The following is a 17,858-nucleotide window of genomic DNA, read 5'->3' on the forward strand; positions in this document are numbered from 1 at the left end:
AAAAGCTGTCAGACAACCGGGCTTGCGGGCGGCTCCGCCCTTGGCCCATGCTCACGGCGTCATGGCATACCCCGACCGCGACTTCCTTCTCCACTCCCCCTCCGCCAAGCGCCTTTTCCACGAAGTGGCGGACGGACTGCCGATCTACGACTATCACTGCCATCTCCCGCCCGATGAAATCGCGCGCAACCACCGGTGGTCGAACCTGACCGAACTGTGGCTGGGTGGTGACCACTACAAGTGGCGCCTCTTGCGGGCCAACGGCATCGACGAGCGATTCATTACCGGAGACGCAGCCCCCGAGGAGAAATTCCAGGCATGGGCGGCGACGGTGCCCAAGACCCTGCGCAACCCGATCCACCACTGGACCCACCTCGAACTGCAGCGCTACTTCGGCATCAACCTGCTGCTGAGCCCGGACACCGCCGACCTAATCTGGGAAGAAGCCAACGAGAAGCTGAGCGACGAGAGTTTCTGCGTCCACGGGATCCTCGAGAAGTTCGACGTCCGGATGGTCGGCACCACCGATGATCCGGTGGACCCGCTCGACACCCACCACGCGATTGCCGATTCCGCACTGTCGACGAAAGTCCGGCCGACGTTCCGGCCCGACAAGGCCTTCGCCGTCGATCAACCGGAGAATTTCAATGCCTGGATCGACAAGCTTGAGGCGATTTCCGACACCGACATCTCCCAGCTGGGCGACCTCCTGACCGCGCTCCACAAGCGTCACGACGCCTTCCATGAAGCGGGCTGCCGCCTCTCCGACCACGGCCTCGACCACTGCCCCGCCCTGCGGTGCGACGACGCCGAGGCGGCGATCATTTTCGAGAAGGCTCGGACCGGACAGGCCGCCACCGCCGAAGAGCGGGAACAGTTCACCTTTTACCTCCTCCTGTTCCTCGGCCGACTGGACGCGGCCCGCGAATGGACGAAACAGCTCCACCTCGGCCCGTTCCGAAATGTCAACCCGGGCATGTTCGAACGGCTCGGACCGGATAGCGGATTCGACACCATCGGCGACTTCCGCCAAGGCCCGGGGCTCGTCAACTATCTCGGTGCTCTCGCGGCGGAGAACACCCTTCCGAAGATCGTGCTCTACAACATCAACCCGACCGACAACTACCTGTTTGCCGCCATGACCGGCGCCTTCCAGGACGGCACCGTCGCCGGGAAGATCCAGTTCGGCTCAGGATGGTGGTTCCTCGACCAGAAGGAGGGCATGGAGATGCAGATCAACGCCCTGTCATCGACCGGCCTCCTCTCCCGTTTTGTCGGAATGCTGACCGACTCCAGGTCCTTCCTGTCGTTCCCGAGGCACGAGTACTTCCGAAGAATCCTCTGCAACCTGATCGGCAATGACGCCGACCGGGGCGAGCTACCGGACGACTTCGAGACTCTCGCGAACCTGGTCCGCGATGTCTGCTCGGAGAACGCCGCGCGCCAATTCGGCGATGTCTAAGCGACGGTCGAGCCCTCTGAACACAAAGGGACCCCGCCCCGCGGAGCGACCGGGCTCTCCCCCCAGATCACCCGATGCCCCAACGGAACGAGGCAAGGCGACTATGGCAGCTGATCGGGAGTCGGCAACACCGATCCGTGGCGATGTCGGGTCTCCGAAACCGCCTGTTCCCTGAAAAACGGCGTCAATTCGATGCGGCCGTTGTTCACCGGCACAGCGTCCACGAGGCGGATTCCAGCCTCGATTGACGCCGCTTTCAGGCCAGCACCCGCCCCGACGGCCCGGATCACTCCGTATCGCCCGGGTTCGATTCGGCGGGCCAGCTGCGCCTCGTCCTCACGCCAGCACGGGAATGCGTGCCCCCACTCCGGCACCTCCGACTGAGACGGAACGGACCACTCGAAGTTCAAACCGGCGGCGACTGCGGCAAGGGTCAGTCGGGCGAGCGCGTTCGGGTTCTCCGCCCGCAGCAGCACCGGGCCGAGGGGGCGGTAGCGGAAGACATTCGCCTCGCTACGAAGCCCGCTCGGGTCGTGCTCAACTCCGAATTCCCGCCGCATCCAGAACGCATCGCTTTCCGCGGCTGCAACCAGGGAGTCATCGCCGGTGGCTTCAAGCAACTCCCCGACTTTCCGACCAACCGGTGCGCGGAACGAGAGCTCGCCGGCGTCGTGCCAAGTCGCGAACTGGGCGACATAATTCGGTCCTCCGGCTTTCGCGCCCGGCCCGAAACACGAGCGCTTCCATCCGCCGAATGGCTGACGCTGCACGATCGCTCCGGTAATCGGACGGTTGACGTAGGCATTCCCGACCTCGACGAGCTCTTTCCAGCGTTCCACTTCCGAGGGGTCGAGCGAATGGATGCCCCCGGTGAGCCCGAAGTCGGAGTCGTTCTGAATCCGGATCGCATGGTCGAGGTCTCGGGCTCTCACCAAGCCGAGCACCGGACCGAAGCACTCGGTGCGCCGATACCAGCTGTCCGGAGTGACTCCCAACTTGATCCCCGGCGACCAAAGGCACGGGTTGCCGTCGATCATCCTGGGTTCCAGCAACCATGACTCGCCGGGGTCCAGGGTAGTGAGAGCCCGGTGCAGCGCTTCCCCCGGCTCGCGAACGACCGGCGTGACCATCGACGGATACGACCAAGAGGGCCCCACCCGGAGCGACTCAGCGGCATCCTTGAGTTGCCTGAGGAAACCGGGATTGTCGTAAACCTCGGCCTCGAGAATCGCCAGCGAGGCCGCCGAGCACTTCTGCCCGGCATGGCCGAAAGCGCTGCGAACGAGATCCTTCACCGCAAGATCCGGATCGGCCGCCGCGGTGATGACGAGGGCATTCTTGCCCGAGGTCTCGGCAAGCAGGCGCATCTCGGGCTTCCACGACAGGAACATCCGGGCCGTCTCATAGGCACCGGTGAGGACGACAGCTCCGACCCGGTCATCGGAGACCAGCGAGCGCCCGATCTCGTTGTCCGGACACGGCACGAACTGGAGCACGTCTTTCGGGACTCCCGCATCCCAAAGCGCGTTCACCATCACCCAAGCGGAGAGCACCGTCTCCGGTGCCGGCTTCAGGATCACCGTGTTGCCTGCCGCGAGGGGGGCGAGCACGCTCCCGCATGGAATCGCGAAGGGAAAGTTCCAAGGCGGAGTCACCACGACGGTTCCCAACGGCTCGAAGCCCGAACCATCGAGCCATCCCCCGTCCCGGAGACTACGGGCGTAGTAGTTGGCGAAATCGATAGCCTCGCTGACCTCCACGTCCGCCTCCATCACCGACTTGCCGGCATCCAGAACCATGGCCGCGGTCGCGTCGCCCCGCACCTCGGCGAGGCGCACCGCAACCTGCGCAAGAATATCGGCGCGGGATTCCACGCCGGCTGAATTCCAGTCCTTGCGAGCGGCCACCGAGGCATCGAGCGCGCGCCCGACCTGATGGTGGCCGGCAAGCCCGTAGCGATATGCGGTGTGCCCGGGGCGCGAAGGGTCGGTCGCGGTCGCTTCGTCATCACCCTCGATGAACTCCCCACCGATCTGCAGCGGAACCCGGTCGGGTGTTCGATCCCGCATCGCGTCGACCTTCGACCGAATCCACACCACATTGCCTTCCAGCGCCCAGTCGGTGTCGACCGAGTTCACGAAGGGGTCCGACAACGGCAACTCGGCGACCGTTTCGGTCGCCCGGTCCTGACTCCGGCGAGGTCCGCTGGCGGTGGAGTCGATCATTCGGCACGCATTGAGAAAGCGCTGCTCCTGCCTCTCCCACGCCCCGTCCCCCGGTTTCATACCGAACAGGTCGTGCAGGAAATTCTCTGGCGACGTATTCTCGTCCAGCCTCCTGACGAGGTAAGCGATCGCGCTATGAAAGTCCTCGCGTTTCACGACAGGCGCATACAGCAGCAGGTCGCCGGCCACATCGCGAACCACCCTCGCCTGATGGTTGGCCATGCCTTCGAGCATCTCGAACTCCACCCTGCCCTCGACTCCCTCCCTCGCGCGGAGGAGTAGGCCATAGGCAACGTCGAACAGGTTGTGGCTGGCCACCCCGAGCCGCACAGCCCCTACGTTCTCCGGCTTGCAGCCTTCGTGCAGCATCCGTTTGAAGTTCGCATCCACCTCGGCCTTGCTTCCGTAGGGTGCCAGCGGCCAGTGATGGATCTCCGATTCGACCGTCTCCATTGCGAGGTTGGCCCCCTTGACGATGCGGATCTTGATCCCGGCACCTCCCGCCGCGACACGCCGCCTTGCCCATTCGTTCAACTCGATCTGAACCGGCCATGCGTCCGGCAGGTAGGCCTGCAGCACAATTCCCGCTTCGAGCCCGAGAAACTCGTCTTCCATGAGCACTTCCCGAAACGCGGCACAGGTCAGCCGGAGGTCGCGGTATTCCTCCATATCGAGGTTCACGAACTTCGGCGAGCCGTCCGTTCTGCGGTAGGCCATGGCGTTGCGATAGAGAAGCCGCAGACGCTCCTTGATCTCCTGAAGGGTCTCCGGAAACCCGACCGCGTGGATCTGGCTGAAGATCGCGGAGAACTTGACCGAGATGTAGTCGCAATCCGGATCGGCGAGACGATCGAGATTCGCCTGCAGCCGCTGCTGCGCCTCGCCCTCACCGAGCACGGCCTCGCCCAGCTGGTTGAGGTTCAGCCGCATGCCCGCCTTGCGGCGTCGCGCAATGTGTTTGGAAAGCCGCTCCGACTCCGCCGGGAGGATCACCGAGGCGCTCTCGCGTCTCAGCTGCTCCGCGACCTGTGGCATCACGATTTCCGGGGCGACCGCCGAAGCCGCTCCCCCCACACACATCGCGACACGCGCCGGGGTCGGCAGATAGACCGGCGCTCCGTAATCCTCGATCAGATCGCGGAAGCGCCTCGCCTTCCGCGCTTCACTCGGCGGCCGGAAGACCTGATCAGCCATCGCGAAGGTGAACGCCTTGCCCGGAGCGTCATCCATCATCGCCGCGAGCTGCCTGGATTGCAGACGTTCGCCGATGCGGCGGGTCCGTTTCGCCTCCTCCAGCAACTCCCTGGCAAGCTCGACCGCCTCCCGTGCCAGCGAGGCATTGTCAACCGGGTTGGTCCGCATGCGTTCAAGTCGATCCGTGATGGAACTCATAGCCCCCAGTATCGCATGCGGGGTCTTGACCGAAATCGACGCCCACTCCGCCCGATGCGGTCAGAAACAGCCCGGTTCCCTGTGTCGTTGCGGGACGGCCAAGGGCCTGCTTTCCTTCGGCCCACGATGGCCGTCGATATGGAATTCCTGCAGCGGGTGGACTCGCCCAGCTTCTGCGAGCGACTGTTCGCGGTGCTGCCGGATGTGCTGTTCTGCCTCAAGGACCGCGAGCGGCGCTATCGTGCGGCCAACCGGGCATTTGCCGAACGCCTCGGTCTGAAGAACCCGCAGCGGCTGATCGGCAGAATGGCGGAAGAGTTCTTTCCCCCCGATCTTGCCGTGGCATACCGCGAGCAGGATCTGCAGGTCCTGAACGACGGCAAGCCGCTTACCGATGAACTTGAGCTGGTGACGAATCGCGACGGCAGCGTCGGCTGGTATCTTGCAACCAAGGTCCCTCTCCACGACGCGGGCGGTGAGGTCATCGGACTTGCCTCCATATCACGGGATCTCCGGTCGCCGGAGGCAGGTGAGGCCGAGATTGAGGGAATCGCGCGTGTGGTGGACCACGTTAGGCACCACCTCGATGACGAGCTCCGCACGGCCGGTCTGGCGGAGATCTCCGGGTTCAGTCCCACCCAGCTGGATCGCCGTATGAAGAAGGTCTACCACCTGAGCACCGCCCAGTTCGTCCGCAAGACACGCATCCAGCATGCGGTCGACCAGCTGAGCCGGACCCGCCGCGGCATCGCGGACATCGCCCTCGAGTGCGGTTACGGTGACCAGACCGCATTCACCCGTCAGTTCCGCGCGACGGTCGGCATGCCGCCGGCGGCCTTCCGCGAGAGATCCAGCGAGCCATCTCGATGAAGCAGCCGAAGAAAATCGCGCTGTTCGGTGGCAGCTTCGACCCGGTTCACCTCGGGCATCTCGAAATAGCCCGTCTGGCGGTCGAACAGGCGGAGCTTGATCGCGTGATCTTCATCCCCTGCAGGCTCTCGCCCCACAAGCAGGAGCTTACTCCGCCCGCATCCGGCAAAGACCGCCTCGAGATGCTTCGCATTGCCACCGATGGACTGCCATGGGCCACGGTCGATGATTTTGAGCTCCGGTCGCCACCACCGTCCTACTCCTATCTCACCCTCCGGGAAATGAAGGAACGGTTCCCCGGCGTATTGCTCCACTGGCTGATGGGCAAGGACCAGTGGGATGCCTTGCCAACTTGGAAGGAATCTCGAGAGCTGGCGGAGACCCTGACCTTTCTCGTGTTTTCCCGCGACGGCGCTCCGGAGCCACGTGCCGGGTGGAAGATGATTCCCCTCAAAGGCACCCACCCGGCCTCGGCGACGACCATTCGTCGGGAGCTCCCTAAAGGAGGAGACAGCGCGAAGTGGCTTCCGCACGGAGTGCTGGACTACATCCTCAAAAACGGGCTGTATCCCAGATGAACGCCAGCTTGCCGAACCGGACACCAGCGTTACATTCCTAGGCTTACAAGATCCAGACTCATGAAATTCCTCCTCGCTCCCCTGCTCGTCATCACCTGTTCAAGTCTGATGCCCGCATCGGCCCAAGACGACAGGAACGCCAAACTCGCCCCTTGGCAGCAGGACTATCTGAATCTTCCCCAAGACCGAAGGGAAGAGTTCAAAAAGCATCTCTCGAAGGCTTCCGAATTGTTCAAGCAGAAGCGAATCTTCGAGACCATTGATGAACTGAATGCTGCGGAAAACATCTTTGACGACTCTCCCGAGGTCGAAACCCTCTACGGCGCCTGTCAGGTTGAATTCCGCGCCTTCGACAAGGCCATGGAGCACTTCGAGCGCGCGAACGCACTGACCCCCGGGAACGGCAGCGTGCTCTTCAACATCGGTGAAGTCTACTTCGTGCAGAAACGCTGGGATGATGCCCAAAAAGCTTTCGAACGTGTCCTGCTCCTGCTCGACGCCGACGACCAGTTTGCAATGACACGGCTCACCCAGTTCAAGATCCTCTTGTGCATGATCAAGCTCGGCAAACCCGACGAGGCACGCAAACTGGTGGACAAGTATGACATCCTAGATGACTCACCCTACCCATATTACGCTGAGGCCGCGATGGCCTACCACGACGGCGACGAGCTCAAGGCTGAAGCAGCACTGGCTCGAGCGGCGCGGATTTTCCGGCAGGAGGCGATTCTAGCCCCGTGGAAAGACACCCTGATGGAGTTCGGCTACATCAAGAGCTTCTACGGCGGAGACATCGAGGAGCCCTGACGGGCATCAAACCTCGGCGCCCGACAACGGGTGCTCGGCGATCCGCTCAAGCCGGATGCCGTAAAGCGCCGCGATCTCCGGCGCCTCTGAAGCGTGATACACATCGCGATAGTAGATTTCGCGTATCCCGTAGGCGCAGAGCGTCTGCATACATGCGGTGCACGGCATGGTAGTACTTGCCACCAGTTTGACCTCGCCTCTTCGGAACAGGCTGCAAAGGTTGATCTCGGCGTGCAGCATGAACTTCTGACGCCCGTCGCGATCGTCCCAGAAGCCGATTGGCGCGTCATACCCGGGCGCCAGTCCGTTGTATGCCGTCCCGACCACCCGGTTATCGAAGTCGAGCGCCGCCGCACCCACTTTCCGATACGGGTCTTCGGAGCGCAGGGAGGCGACGTGCGCCAACGCCATCGCGTATTCTGGAATCGAGATCCGGTCCACGCCCGCGACTCAACCGCGCCCTTCGCCAAGCGTCAATCGCCCGCTGATGCCAACAACATCGCTTTGCGGATCAACTGGTGAGTCTGTTGCCGAACCGGATCGGCATTGGCGCTCTCCGCTGCGCCCAAGGCTTCAGTCAACACCGCGAGGTCGACCTCGTCCCTAAGCCAGAGACCGAAAGCTGCCATGGCCACGGCATGTTTCATTTCCGCACCGGCAGGCTCCGCGACCTCGTCGAGATTCATTGTCGAGGAATCACTCCCTCTGCGAAACCGGATCTCCCCCATCGCCGAATTCGGATTCTCGAATTCGACAAGCACGAGAGTCGAGCGACCGGCCGGGAGAGTTGAGGGCAGCAATGCATCGTCGCGGCTCGCGAACGAACCGATCACCCGTCTCGGGGCTTTTGAAGCTGAGCGGATTTGGAAGTCGGCAAGATCCTCCTCGCCGGCGACCCACTGAAGACCGAGCCACTTGGAGCCCTGCCATTCGATCACCTCGGCACCGAAACGGAACCCATTGAGTTCGATCGGTGAGGGCAGTCGCGCCGTATTGACCAACTCCTCGACCCGGACCGCACGCTTCGGAGGCAGACCCTCTTTCTCCGTAATCCAACGCCTCACCCAAGTCGCGCTTGAGGTTCCCAACACCACCGGCAACCGGAGGTTCGGCTCGTTGCTGAAACCCGACAGCTCGCTGCCAGCCGCCAACTCGGAAGCATCTGGCAGAGGCGAACGGTCGATCTCCTTGGCGACCTCGACCAAGAACTCCCCGGCATGGGACTCCAGTTGAGTCGCTTGGGTTCTCATGCCACCACCTCCAGCAGCCACTCCAACCTCACCGTCGCCGACCGACGGCCCCGGAAGCGGCAATAACGCCACCTCACGCGAGACGGAGAAGCCTCCGCCACCGCCGGTCTCGGTTCCCAGCCGACTTAACAACACGGCAGCGAATGCGACCGCCGCCGCGGCGCCAATTCCCGTCAGCCACGGCCGCCACCGGCGGCGTGCCGATGCCAGCTCGACCACTTTTCCATCCAGGTCCGCCTCCCGTCCCGCCCTCATTACCGCCTCCCGCTGGGATGGCTTGAGACTCGCCGCCTTGGTTCCGAACGTGCCGTCGAGAAAACCCGCCATGCCGTCGATTTCACGCAAGCTCAACCGGATCGCGGGATCCGCTGCCGCCGCGCGCTCGACCATGGCCGCTTCATCAGCAGATAGTTCGCCGAGCACATAGGCGCTCAGGCGGAGATCGTCTGGAGTCATCTTCATCATGTCATGCCGTCCATCAGGTCGGCGGGCAAAAGGGTTCGGAGCCGTTTCAGGCCCGTGTGGATCAGGAAACCGACGTTGCCACTGGAAAGCCCGGTGGCCTCGCAAATCTCCTGATAGCTCAGACCATCCCGGAATTTCATCAGGATGACCGTCTGTTGGTTGTCGGAAAGGCGTTCGAGATACTTCATCACCTCCGCGATGCGCTCCTCTTGGTCGAATGCCTCGTCCGGTGCCTGTGCCGCCGTGGGCACCCGTCCGCGATCATCCTCATCGAGAGGCGACATCCGCGACTCCTTTCTCAGAATGTCGAGGGCTCGGTTGCGGCAGACGGTGAAAAGCCAGTTCTTCAATCCGTCGCGGACCTTCTCGACATCCTGCTTACAGAGCCGGATGAAGGTGTCTTGAACGACGTCACGAGCCCGGTCGAGATCACGAACGAAGGTGTAAGCGTAGCCGATCAAGGGCGACTCGTACTCGGCGAGGGCGCGCTCAATGAATTGCTCACGGGTTTCGACCATGTTCGGACCGGCGGCGGGTGACGCCGCTTCTTGCCTAGAAACGGCCGGGTCCGGGATTTCTTGGGGAGTATTTTGGGGTGGCTGCATCCGTCAGCGGACGAAAAAGCTGAGATGCTCCAGTTCCAACGCGAGGTCCACATTGTTGACGACCACGTCTTCGGGCACATCCAGCACCACCGGCGAGAAATTGAGGATTCCGGACACTCCGGCCGAAACCAGCCGATTGGCTAGGGACTGGGCGATACTTCCCGGGACGCAGAGAATGGCCAGCCGGACACCATCCGCCTCGATGCGCTCCTCAAGTTCCTTCTCCGAGAACACCGGAACTCCGATTCCCCGCGCCTTAACGGCCTCAGGCTCGGCGTCGAAGGCCGCCACCACCTCGAAGCCTTCTTTCTGGAATCCCTGGTAGCGGAGAAGTGCCGATCCGAGGTTTCCCCCCCCCACGAGCACGACCGGCTGAAGCCGCTCCCGGCCGAGAAGATCCCGGATCATCGACGCCAGTGTCTCCACCGGATACCCGAGGCCGCGGGTTCCAAACTGGCCGAAGTAGGCCAGATCCTTCCGCAACTGGGCAGGCTTGACGCCCGCCGCTTTTGCCAAGGCCGAGGAACTGACGGTCTCTTGCCCGTTCTCCACCAACCGCTGCAGGCAGCGGTGATAGATCGAGAGGCGGTAGATCGCCTTCTTGGGGATGTCGATTCGTTCCACGGGCGCGGAAGCAAAGGCTTCGGGATTTGACCGGTCAAGCTCCGAGCGGATTGCCATGCGGTCAAGAAGGCTGGCAGCGAAGACGGCCGCTCTCGTCCATTGAAGCCCGCCGCGAAACTTTCCCGAAAGCCGCGACACCCGCCCCACCAATTTGCACGTTGCTTAAGATTTCCTGACAGTAAGGGTATCACTGAACTTTCGAGGCTCCTAGGCAGATCGCGAGACTCCGCTCCCAAACTGACGTGGCACATTGCAACTTCGGTGCACGGATTTCCCATTGGGACTGCTGGGGTTATTCACATGTGTTCAAATGCATTTGAAATCCATGGAGGAAGAACAATCAGCTCTTCCTGATTACCAGCCAAGTCGTGGGACCGGGTTTGTCTTCAACTGTCTTCACGACTCCTGCACTGTTAGGTCGTGCCGAGAGGGTTTCCTACGGAATTTGTTAGGGCATCCAGCTCGGAAGACCACCTCCCACCCCCCGAGCCAATGAAATCTCTTCCGTCTAACGGACCGCTCCGGGCAAGACTGCCCCGACTGACCGGAGTCACCATCGCAGCATCGATGCTTGCCATGTGCGGCTGGTGCTCCGCTCTCACCATGAGCTTCTACCGGATCACCGACAACGCTTCCGATGATGTCTCCAATGACATCTTCCTGGAAGTCACCGATCTGGGCTCAGGCATGGCGCTTTTCGAACTCAGCCGAGGAGACACCTATGAAGGACTCATCGGTGAGGTTTACTTCCAGACCGAGGGCACCAATATCATCGGGGTCGAGTTCGACCCGGTCTTCTCGGCCGCCAACGTGGTCTACACGTCAGGCGCGAGTCCGGCCGACCCTCCGGCAAGCAATACCAACGACCCTCCCGATCCGGCTACCTTCATCACCAGCTACTCGTTTGACTCGCACAACAGCGAAGCAATCCAGCCTGAGGCAGATCTCGAGTATGGCGGATTCAAGGCGACCTACAGCGGGACCTACGACGACCTGGAGACGGCCCTGTTCAATGGCGAAGTGAAACTGGCGGTCCACGTCCGGGGTATCGGATCGCAGAGTGACACCTTCATTACCGGAATTCCGACGACGACCATTCCGGAGCCGTCGGTCGCACTGCTGACCGCGATGGGTTCGTTCTTCCTGCTCCGCAGACGCCGACAGCCCTCGGCCTGATTCTTCCCCCAGATTCCCCCCGAAACGAGAAACGCCCGTCTCCTCTCACGGAGACGGGCGTTTTTGCGAAAACGTTGCGGAAGGCGCGGATCAGAGCCCCTTCTTCACCACGTCGAAGAGCAGGTCGATCACCCGGTTCGAGTAACCCCATTCGTTGTCGTACCAGCTCACCAGCTTGAAGAAGCGGGAGTTGAGTTCGATCGACGAACCTGCGTCATAGATCGACGAGTGCGCGTCATGGATGAAGTCGGTCGAAACCACTTCTTCATCGGTGTAGTCGAGGATGCCCTTGAGGTAGGTTTCGGAAGCAGCCTTGAGCGCGGCGTTGATTTCGGCGAGGGAGGTGTCCTTGGTCGTCTTCACGGTCAGGTCGACGGCCGACACGGTCGGGGTCGGAACCCGGAACGCCATGCCGGTCAGCTTGCCCTTCACTTCGGGGCAAACCAAGGCGACGGCCTTGGCGGCGCCGGTGGTCGACGGGATGATGTTGATCGCGGCACTGCGGCCACCCTTCCAGTCCTTCTTCGACGGACCGTCGACGGTCTTCTGGGTCGCGGTGTAGGAGTGAACGGTCGTCATGAGACCTTCTTCGATACCGAAGCCTTCCTTGAGGAGGACGTGAACCAGCGGAGCAAGGCAGTTGGTGGTGCAGCTTGCGTTCGAGATAAGGTGGTGGGTCGCCGGGTCATACTGGTCGTCATTGACGCCCTGCACGAAGGTCGCGACACCGTCACCCTTGCCGGGTGCGGAAATGATCACCTTCTTGGCGCCGGCGTCGATGTGACCCTGGGCCATCTTGTCCTCAACGAACAGTCCGGTGGACTCGATCGCAACCTCGACACCGAGTTCCTTCCACGGAAGACCCTCCGGCGTGCGGGCGCTCACCACCTTGATCTCGTGGCCGTTGACGACGAGCACGTCGTCCTCGGCGACATCGGGCGAAGACTTCTTCGACTCGACGGTGCCGTTGAACTTGCCCTGGGTGGAGTCGTACTTGAGGAGATACGCGAGGTTGTCGGCTGGAACGATGTCACCCACCGCAACGACGTTGAAGGTGGTTCCGAGGTGTCCCTGCTCCACAAGTGCGCGGAAGACGAGGCGGCCGATCCGGCCGAATCCGTTGATGGCGATGTTGGTCATGATGCGTTGGTCTGTTTGGGGCCGCAGCCGCGGCCGATTGAGTCGACCGCATCATCGGACGCGGCCCGGTAGGCGATGTCGGCGTTCAGGCCGCCGGCGGCGGGATTATCCACCGACCTTCCCAGCCGTCAATGCCCCCGTGGGTCACGAATTCCCCGGCGCGGGCCTGGCGGTCGAACACAGCCAGTGAACCACTCCGGCCAGCAGAATCCCGGCCAAACCGACGTGAAGGACCTGAACCGCGGCGTAGATGTGGATCTGCGACATCACGACGCCGAGAACCATCTGGGCAAGGACCAAGCCCAGCACCAGCTTCACCGCGAAGCCGATCTCTCCGGCCGTTGCCCGCTTGGTGACCACATATCCCCCGATCGCCGCCCCCACGATGAGCCACGAAAAACTCCGATGCAGGAGGTAAACCGTGCTTTGCTCCAGAGTCTGGATCCACTCGCTCCGCGGTTCGCCGACGTGGTTCTTGGCCATTTCGTCGGTCATTTCCCGGATCTGGGTGCCCATGATCCCCTCGGCGACGACCAGGATAAGAAGCAAGCCGACCGTGATCCGAACCCTCCCTCGGTCGCCATCGCGCAGCGGGAGGGTACGGGGACGCTCACTCCCGCGCCAAAAGGTGTAGGTCAACGTCGCCACCAGCAACATCGCGAGCGCCATGTGGACGGTCAGAACACCGGGAGCCAAACCGCTCCAGACCACCCGGGCGCCCATCACGGCGTTGACCAGCACCAGGATCAGCGACACCAGCGCAGTCCACCAAACGATCCTTTGACCGGGCGGCCTGCCGAATGCGGCAATCACGGTGGCGAGCGAGAAAAGCCCGACCGGCAAGGCGAAGAGACGGTTGATGAACTCGGTCCAGACGTGGCGGGGATTGAAGGACTCGAGAATGTGCTCGGGCGTGACGGTCGAGGGATCCCGCCCCAGACGCTCCGCCTTCGCTTGGAACTTCTCGAAGTCGATTTTCGAAAGATCCACCTGCTCCACCTTCCACGGCGGGATCAGGCATCCCCAACAGGTCGGCCAGTCGGGACATCCCAGACCGGCACCGGTCACTCTCACGATGGCTCCGACAAACAGGAGCACCAGGACCGAGACAAGGGCGGCGAAGGCAAGTTTCTGGAAGCGATTCATCGCGCGCCGGAACGATGTCCGGATCCGCCACAGGCGCGAGCGGAAAAACCCCGACTAGGAGCGCCCGACGGCATCGGCCGTGTCGTTGGACAGCCCCGGATCCTCCTCCACCAGTTCTTCTTTACCGGATTCTGCAAGAATCCGCTGCTCTTCCTTCGGCCGATTCGACTCCTTGCCAATCGCGACCGCGATCCACCGGAACTCCTCGCTGTTATCGAGGATCACCTTGACCATCATCGTCAACGGAACCGCCAGGAGCATGCCGATCGGCCCCCACAGCCAACCCCAGAAGATCACCGAAACCAGCACCACCAGTGTCGAAAGTCCGAAGCGACGCCCCATGAGCATCGGCTCGATCACATTGCCGAGGAAGGTATTGATCAGGAAGTAGCCGCCACCAACCGCCACCGCTTCCGGAGTGCCAAGCACCAGCAGTGCGAGCAAGGTCGGGGGCACTCCCGCGATGAACGAACCGACAACCGGAATATAGTTCAGGGCAAAGGCAAGAATCCCCCAGAGCGGCCAGAAGTCGACATTCGCCGCCCAGCACAACGCGCCGGCAAGGACACCGGTCGCGAGACTCACCGCGGTCTTGATGCCGAGATAGCGCTGGGTGTCCTTGATCGCGCTGAGCATGCGCTGGATGTTCGGGCCTCTGGCCTCACACACCGCGTCCATCCGGCGACCGAACATCCGTGCTTCTGTCAGCATGAAGATTGTCAGGATAATCACCACCAACGACGTCCCGAAAAACGTGACTACACGACCAACGACGTCGGTTCCGAGGTTCCAGATCTGCGCGAACTTCAGCTCCCGCAGCTGACCGATGAGCACCTCCGCCGCCTGGGTAACCCTCGCCTCGCTGATCTCCTCTTCCGTGGGCGCAGGCTCGATCGGAACCGCACGGGGCGCATCCTCCAACTCCGACGGGTCGGGTTCGCCCACCGGACCCGACTGCCACCATGCCCGCACCTTGTCCTCCGCTCCGGCAACCGAGTCGACCGCATCCTCCAGCTTGCTGATCATCAGCGGACCGTAGTCGGTGTTCCATTTGGTTTGCAGGTCACCGACGACCGACAGCGCGAGAAAGACGATGCCGGTCAGGAACGCGAAATCGACGAGAACGGTCAGCAGCACGGCGATCACGCGTGGCACGCGATGATTCCTCAGCCAGTTGGTGATCGGAAAACTGATGGTCGCGATGAAGAACGCCAGCAGGACCGGCACGAAGAAACTCTGCGCCGCCTTAAGCCCGGCGATCAATACGACCAGCGACGCCAGGAGCAACAGCACCTGTGCTGCCCGGGGTCGTCTTGCGGTCGAAACGGCTCGGCTCATCTTCGCTCGGCCAGCATAAGCCTACGTACCGTCGGCGACAAAGAAATCCTTCCCGCATTTCACGCGGTACTGAGACCGCGGCTGCCGGTCCAAGCGCGAACGCCGACCGAGCGGCGCGGTGGCACGTCGAAAAACCCATCAAGACCGGGTCTCTCCAACAGGTCCGCAAGTGCCGGCACCGGCTCCGGCCATTTCCAACGGAAACCCAACCCGGCCAAGCGATGCGGCTCCACCCAGCGACTTTTCAGCACAAGTTCGGTCTCGGTGGAGAGCGCACGCGCACCCAGTTCCAGCACCCACCGCGGCGACGGAACCCCGATGGGCATCGCATGTACCTCACGGAAGGCCGCCATCAGTTCCCGATTGGTGGGAGCACACGGTGCGGTCAGATTGAATACGCCATCCGCCAGCGGATTGGCTTCGAGCGTTTCGATCGCGGAAATCACGTCGTCCATGTGCATCCAACTGACCCGCTGGCATCCCTTGCCCATCGTGCCTCCCAGACCACTTCGGGTGAGCCTGCCGAGCACGTCGAAAACCGATCCCCTCTCGTTGGCCATCACCATGCCCAAACGCAATGCCAGCTTGCGGGTGGCGGCCGGCACCGGTGCGGAGAAGAACGACTCCTCCCACGCACGGGCGACTTCGAACGAAAAACCTTCGCCCGGCTCCCCCTTCCATTCGTCCTGAGGCTGATCCTCGGCGTGGCGGTACCAAGTCGCGGTGCTGGCGTTCATCCAGACCCGCGGCGGCACCGAGCAGGCATCGATCGCGCGTCCGATCGCCCGCGTCGACCCGGTCCGTGACCCGAGGATCTCCGCGCGGTTCGGCTCATTGTAGCGGCAATCCACGCTGCGACCCGCGAGGTTGACGACCAGAGCAGCACCTTCCAGCGCCAGCGACCACGGACCTTCGGAGCTCCCGTCCCACTGCAGAAACATGGCTCCTTCGGGAACTCCGTCCTTCCGCCTGGCCACTGCCACTACCTCCCGACCCCGCTGTAGGAAATGACGACAGAGATAGCGGCCGATGAATCCGTTCGCTCCGAAAATGACGACGGTTCCTTTCATGCCCCCACCCCCTCCTTGGCAGTCCGCAAGGTTGGCAATCGACAGGACCCTTCCGGACAATTGAATTCAGCCACCTCCGCCTCGATCTGCCGTTCGGAGCGCAGTCCGAGCAGCTTGGACAGACTCAAGCGGTGCTGCGATATCCCGTGAACGATGCGCCTGAGGAATGGCCGGAACCGGGGCGATGCAAGATCGTGTGCCCGCAACCGATGCGCTTTGGTCGCCCAAAGACACACCAGCCAGGCATCCGGCCCCTGCCACCAATGCCCGTCGCCGGCGAGCACGACGCATTCCTTATCGGCTCCAAGTGACCCGATCTCCGGCATTAACCGCAGGGCTTCCGGTGAGTCGTATCCGACGAAACGCACGGCCACCCACAGCGGCTGTTCTTCCAGCCAGGAGCGGAACGTCCGGCAAAGGCCACAATTGGGGTCGTAGAAGACCGTCAGGCAATCGATCGGCTCTTCGTTCATCGGATCAGGCGTTGGGTGTGAAAGCTTGGCCCACACCGCTCCGACCGTGCGGCAGAGCCGGAGGACCGCTTCTCTCCAACTCCGCCCTACGGCGCAATCGGGTGAACACGAACAGATTGAAGAAGTGCATCGCACCAAGCACCAACAGCACCACCCCCATCTTGGCGCTCAGAGCCTCAAAGATCCCGCGAACGGCGACAACCTCGTCGACCACCTTAAGGTAAAGCGAGACGAAGCCGATATTGATCAAATAGAAGCCGACCACCAGCAGGTGATTGACGCTGTCGGCGAGCTGCTCGTTCCCGTGAAAGCAATCGACCAGGAAAATGCGGCCGTTGCGGTGCAGCGTTCGCGCCACCCAAATCGTCAGCGGCAGGGCAAGCGTGAGATAGAGAGCGTAGGTAGTGACGGTTGGATTCATGTTCTTTTTGTTCTGTAGTTTCAGTAACTAATGAAATTAATGGGCAAATGAATTAGCCGAGGAGTTTGGCCGCAAGCTGGACCGCGAAGCCGTGCTTCATCCCGGCGACCTTGTCCGCCACCTTCGAGGCGAAGCCGACAAACTCCTCAAGCTGGCGCATCTGCTCGTGGAACTGCTTCCCTTCCGGCGAGGTCATCTCCCGGCTGTCTTCGGCGCATTGGTGAAGCACTCCGAGCGCCGGTTCGATCTCCCTGCGCTTCCGTTCCCGAGCCACGGTCGTGAAAATCTGCCACACATCCTTCTCCGCTTCGAAGTATTCCCGGCGCTCGCCCTTCTTCACGACGCTCTTGATGAGCCCCCATGCCACCAACTCCTTGAGGTTGGTATGCGCATTCCCCCGGCTGATCTCGAGCGCCTCCATCACATCGTCGGTGCTCATCGAGCCGGGCGTCGACATCAGCAGCGCATGAATCTGGGCCATCGTACGTGGAATCCCCCATTGGGTGCCCAAGGCGCCCCACTGGCCCACGAACTGCTCCCGGGCCTGATTGAGTTGCTCGTGCTCCCTGCTCATATTTTCAGTAAATTCTGAAAATACAGAACCCGCAAGCCGAAAAGCAAACATTTCACCAACAACTGTTACGAACGAGACACGCAACAAGTCCTGCATTCCGCGGCCCGACCGAATAGCTGGTCTCCGCGGATCGGAGGGCTAAGCTGCTGTCCGGAATGCCCCGGGATCCAGTCCCGCCATACCTCCCTCAGACCGAAAAGCACCCCATCAGAAAACCAGACGATGATCCGACAAACATCCCC

Annotated in this window: 17 protein-coding genes; 5 read left to right on the plus strand and 12 right to left on the minus strand. The window is 62.2% G+C overall.

Annotation, left to right across the window (positions count from 1 at the left end):
• The first annotated feature begins 61 nt into the window (after positions 1-61).
• Positions 62-1,462, plus strand: coding sequence for a glucuronate isomerase (gene uxaC, locus HAHE_RS21470; protein WP_338687392.1), 1,401 nt, complete (start codon positions 62-64; stop codon positions 1,460-1,462).
• Between the two features lie 101 nt (positions 1,463-1,563).
• Here uxaC and HAHE_RS21475 read toward each other — a convergent pair whose 3' ends face one another.
• Positions 1,564-5,079: a bifunctional proline dehydrogenase/L-glutamate gamma-semialdehyde dehydrogenase gene (locus HAHE_RS21475; RefSeq protein WP_338687393.1), complete on the minus strand. Its 3,516-nt coding sequence runs from the start codon at positions 5,077-5,079 to the stop codon at positions 1,564-1,566.
• A 126-nt stretch (positions 5,080-5,205) separates the two neighbouring features.
• On the opposite strand from HAHE_RS21475, the gene HAHE_RS21480 reads away from it, so the two are divergent.
• Genes HAHE_RS21480 through HAHE_RS21490 form a run of 3 tightly spaced genes read left to right on the plus strand, consistent with a single transcriptional unit; the run spans position 5,206 to position 7,334 of the window.
• A complete protein-coding gene (locus HAHE_RS21480; protein ID WP_338687395.1) occupies positions 5,206-5,949 on the plus strand; it encodes an AraC family transcriptional regulator in 744 nt (247 codons plus the stop codon).
• Positions 5,946-6,527 (plus strand): nicotinate (nicotinamide) nucleotide adenylyltransferase, encoded by a 582-nt coding sequence (gene nadD, locus HAHE_RS21485; protein WP_338687396.1) that lies wholly within the window; start codon positions 5,946-5,948, stop codon positions 6,525-6,527. The genes HAHE_RS21480 and nadD overlap by 4 nt, the downstream gene beginning before the upstream one ends.
• A 60-nt stretch (positions 6,528-6,587) precedes the next feature.
• On the plus strand, positions 6,588-7,334 hold the full coding sequence (locus tag HAHE_RS21490) for a tetratricopeptide repeat protein (protein WP_338687397.1): 747 nt from the start codon (positions 6,588-6,590) through the stop codon (positions 7,332-7,334).
• Positions 7,335-7,340: 6 nt separating this feature from the next.
• Here HAHE_RS21490 and HAHE_RS21495 read toward each other — a convergent pair whose 3' ends face one another.
• The 4 genes from HAHE_RS21495 to HAHE_RS21510 form a co-directional block, all read right to left on the minus strand.
• Positions 7,341-7,745 (minus strand): deoxycytidylate deaminase, encoded by a 405-nt coding sequence (locus tag HAHE_RS21495; protein WP_338687399.1) that lies wholly within the window; start codon positions 7,743-7,745, stop codon positions 7,341-7,343.
• 62 nt (positions 7,746-7,807) lie between these two features.
• Complete coding sequence (locus HAHE_RS21500) at positions 7,808-9,046, minus strand: hypothetical protein (protein ID WP_338687400.1); 1,239 nt, start codon at positions 9,044-9,046, stop codon at positions 7,808-7,810.
• Complete coding sequence (locus HAHE_RS21505; RefSeq protein ID WP_338687401.1) at positions 9,046-9,567, minus strand: sigma-70 family RNA polymerase sigma factor; 522 nt, start codon at positions 9,565-9,567, stop codon at positions 9,046-9,048. The genes HAHE_RS21500 and HAHE_RS21505 overlap by 1 nt, the downstream gene beginning before the upstream one ends.
• Before the next feature lie 90 nt (positions 9,568-9,657).
• A complete protein-coding gene (locus HAHE_RS21510; protein ID WP_338687403.1) occupies positions 9,658-10,278 on the minus strand; it encodes a redox-sensing transcriptional repressor Rex in 621 nt (206 codons plus the stop codon).
• Between the two features lie 492 nt (positions 10,279-10,770).
• Between HAHE_RS21510 and HAHE_RS21515 the strand changes: the two genes are divergently transcribed.
• Positions 10,771-11,454, plus strand: a complete 684-nt coding sequence (locus tag HAHE_RS21515; protein ID WP_338687404.1) for a PEP-CTERM sorting domain-containing protein — start codon at positions 10,771-10,773, stop codon at positions 11,452-11,454.
• 90 nt (positions 11,455-11,544) lie between these two features.
• Here the strand turns inward: HAHE_RS21515 and gap are convergent, their stop codons facing one another.
• The 7 genes from gap to HAHE_RS21550 form a co-directional block, all read right to left on the minus strand.
• Positions 11,545-12,594 carry a type I glyceraldehyde-3-phosphate dehydrogenase gene (gap, locus tag HAHE_RS21520; protein ID WP_338687405.1) on the minus strand — a complete coding sequence of 350 codons (1,050 nt, stop codon included), beginning with the start codon at positions 12,592-12,594 and terminating at the stop codon, positions 11,545-11,547.
• 144 nt (positions 12,595-12,738) lie between these two features.
• The gene (locus HAHE_RS21525) at positions 12,739-13,740 is read right to left on the minus strand and encodes a COX15/CtaA family protein (protein WP_338687407.1); all 1,002 of its coding nucleotides are present in this window, start codon (positions 13,738-13,740) and stop codon (positions 12,739-12,741) included.
• A 54-nt stretch (positions 13,741-13,794) separates the two neighbouring features.
• Positions 13,795-15,078 carry an AI-2E family transporter gene (locus tag HAHE_RS21530; protein ID WP_338687408.1) on the minus strand — a complete coding sequence of 428 codons (1,284 nt, stop codon included), beginning with the start codon at positions 15,076-15,078 and terminating at the stop codon, positions 13,795-13,797.
• Positions 15,079-15,137: 59 nt separating this feature from the next.
• Positions 15,138-16,148 (minus strand): TIGR01777 family oxidoreductase, encoded by a 1,011-nt coding sequence (locus HAHE_RS21535; protein ID WP_338687409.1) that lies wholly within the window; start codon positions 16,146-16,148, stop codon positions 15,138-15,140.
• Positions 16,145-16,621 (minus strand): DUF393 domain-containing protein, encoded by a 477-nt coding sequence (locus HAHE_RS21540; protein ID WP_338687411.1) that lies wholly within the window; start codon positions 16,619-16,621, stop codon positions 16,145-16,147. The genes HAHE_RS21535 and HAHE_RS21540 overlap by 4 nt, the downstream gene beginning before the upstream one ends.
• A gap of 4 nt (positions 16,622-16,625) precedes the next feature.
• Positions 16,626-17,042: a hypothetical protein gene (locus HAHE_RS21545; RefSeq protein ID WP_338687412.1), complete on the minus strand. Its 417-nt coding sequence runs from the start codon at positions 17,040-17,042 to the stop codon at positions 16,626-16,628.
• A gap of 52 nt (positions 17,043-17,094) precedes the next feature.
• Positions 17,095-17,616, minus strand: coding sequence for a transcriptional regulator (locus tag HAHE_RS21550; protein ID WP_338687413.1), 522 nt, complete (start codon positions 17,614-17,616; stop codon positions 17,095-17,097).
• Positions 17,617-17,858 lie beyond the last annotated feature (242 nt).

The organism is Haloferula helveola, from assembly GCF_037076345.1.
GTDB classification, from domain to species: Bacteria; Verrucomicrobiota; Verrucomicrobiia; order Verrucomicrobiales; family Akkermansiaceae; genus Haloferula; species Haloferula helveola.